Source organism: Piscirickettsia litoralis (assembly GCF_001720395.1).
GTDB lineage: Bacteria > Pseudomonadota > Gammaproteobacteria > Piscirickettsiales > Piscirickettsiaceae > Piscirickettsia > Piscirickettsia litoralis.
In genome coordinates, this window is sequence record NZ_MDTU01000001.1 from 1,102,934 (window position 1) to 1,105,520 (window position 2,587).

Below are 2,587 nucleotides of genomic sequence, written 5' to 3' on the forward strand. Positions count from 1 at the left end.
GGGAACTCCCCTTTTACTGTTTTCATCAATTTATATCAATATTATCGCATCTCTGATAGTAAAAACTTCAAAAATATCACTGAGTAAGAAATAATCGTAACCCGTACTGAATATTAATGCAGTTAACATTATATTAATATAAGTATGTAAAATATCGATCACTTTGCACTGCAACTTGATTCGGCTAAACAGGCGTTGCATACTAAAATTTTACAAAAGTCATAGAGATCACAAACAGGGAATGCCCCATGAGCGAGCTTAAGCAAATTACCCAAGATATTAGTGTCAACCTAACAACAAAAATAAACTCTGTTTGCTCTCCATTAAAACAACTCGGCCTTAGCCTATTCGCTTATCATATCGTCAATGCAGAAGGAAAAATGTGTATTGTCTGTAATCGCCCTGAGTTTGCCGAGTACTGCGCCAGTGAGGAATATGCCGGCGATGACCCATTACTACAACCCCAAGTTCTTAACTTACAAGGTCACTGTCTCTGGTCATCCTTGAAAGCAAGCTTTAAGCAAACTCAAATCGAACGTTCCTGCTTTGATATCGACCATGGGGTGTCGATCATTAAAAAAGCCGATCACGGTAAAACAGAGATTTTCAGTTTCGCAGCACCAAGAAAAAACTATGCTGTTTATAGTATGTACCTTAACGAGATGTTCCTCTTATCAGAATTTGCCAACTATTTCAAAAAAGAAGCACAAGACATAACTAACAAAATGAATGATTCACTCATTAGCTATTTTCAAAGTAACGATAGTAAAATATTAACCAATAGAGCGATCAACGATAAAATAATCTTTTTACAATCAATAAACGTACTACCCAAAAATATTGACTTATACAATTTAACGAAGCCAGAATTAGAATACCTCAACCTTGTCAGCGAGCAGAAAACAGCCAAGCAAATTTCTATCTGCTTACATAAATCTCAACGGACTATTGAGCACTATGCCGAGCGCCTAAAAGAAAAGTTCAACTGTTATAGCCGCAGCCAGTTTATTCTCATGGTTCAGCAACTAAAAAAATCAGGATTACTTTACAATTTACTTAGCTTTTATAACTAATAAAACGTATCTCACATAAATATAAACTATATTTCAAACTAAGCTTAATGCGAGCAAATCATCACAATTCCTAGAGGGAAGAGAACAACTGCAAGAGTAACTATTTATAAATAATAAAAATAAAGCTACTCAACCAAAAGCAATCACAATGAACGTCGACAAAGTAGCTTTAGTTAAACGATTTAAACTGTTCTCTCTGATGCCCCATTTATATTTTTGCTCGGAGCAGTTTGGTCATTAAACTGCTGGAACATTTTCTCCATTGCCTTATGCTGCTCTCGCATAATTTTTGTCATTTGTGCCTGCATCTTGTTAAAATCTTGCCAAGACTCAGCAAAGGCTTTATTCATTTGTACCTGCTCACCTTGCAGTGATTTTAATAGCTTTTGATCACGGTCATTATTGCTATTTTTACCATTACTTGTAAATTGAACGATTTGGTACTCCATTGGCCCTTGCGGAGTACGTACAACACCTTTGGTAATCGTTTTTGTTCCATTGGCTGTCTTAATTGTTTTAGTTGTCTGGCTCTTATTGTGATCTGGCTGTTGCGGCTGAATAGGCTGAATCCACCCAGTCACTCCATTGCGTGGATCACCCACCTTCGTCCAACCATTTTGCTGCTGATAAATTGAAATAAGTGGCTGATTTTTGTTTACCGACTCGATCACTTTAGAAGATGGGTCTGGACGTACATGTAATTGGTAATTATCCGAAGCTGCCCAAGCAGTCGCTGAAGCCGCAGTCAAAACCCCAATAGATAGCAGTGTTGCTTTTAAAGAACGCATTATAAACTCCATTGAACTTGATCTATTCAACCTTATATTACTGCGATAAAAATAACCTTGCCAGAGTTAAAAGGCAAAGAAATTGTAAATATTTTATCGAACAAATCATTATAAAAAAATAGCCTAATGGACGTGTTAGCGAGCTCAAAAAGCTCCTGTCTCACATAAGCTTAAGCAACATCACAAAAGTAGGGGCTGGAGTTTTCATATCAGGCTATTAAAAAATCATAGAATTTTGAAATGGCTAAGATCAGTTAGACTAGAAGAGTGTATAATTCTTTTTCTAGCCATTACAAATTGGCCCCACAGGCTGACATTCAAACCAACACCTTACAAACAAGGCAGCACATAGATTACTAACTAACTGATTGAACCGAACCCTGTCAATATCTAGAGGATGTCTTCAAGTATACAAAAGCCTACAATTCCACGTCCATCTGTTTCTTGAGATCGTTAAGATTGAAGCCCTAATTGAATTGCTTTTAATAAAATTTTCTCAATGACTGCATTGTATGCGAATGCAGTACCGTCACCAGACATTTTTTACCTCATTCTTTATAGGTTATAAAGCTCTAAATATAAAATAGATCACTTATTTTTTAAAAAACTGAAAAAACCACTCTTTTACTGTCATGCCAAGTTTCTTTTTTATTTGTGTCAACCAAAAATGATATTTAAAAATCAGTGCTAATAATGCTATAGAGCTTGACAATCCAACAATCGCCC

The 2,587-nt window shown here is 36.0% G+C and carries 2 protein-coding genes; one reads left to right on the forward strand and one right to left on the reverse strand.

Features of this window, described 5'->3' with window-relative positions; translation table 11 throughout:
- The first annotated feature begins 248 nt into the window (after window positions 1–248).
- Complete coding sequence (locus BGC07_RS05225; RefSeq protein ID WP_069312242.1) at window positions 249–1,073, forward strand: helix-turn-helix domain-containing protein; 825 nt, start codon at window positions 249–251, stop codon at window positions 1,071–1,073.
- A gap of 182 nt (window positions 1,074–1,255) precedes the next feature.
- Here BGC07_RS05225 and BGC07_RS05230 read toward each other — a convergent pair whose 3' ends face one another.
- Window positions 1,256–1,861 carry an SH3 domain-containing protein gene (locus BGC07_RS05230; RefSeq protein WP_077216771.1) on the reverse strand — a complete coding sequence of 202 codons (606 nt, stop codon included), beginning with the start codon at window positions 1,859–1,861 and terminating at the stop codon, window positions 1,256–1,258.
- Between the last annotated feature and the right edge of the window lie 726 nt (window positions 1,862–2,587).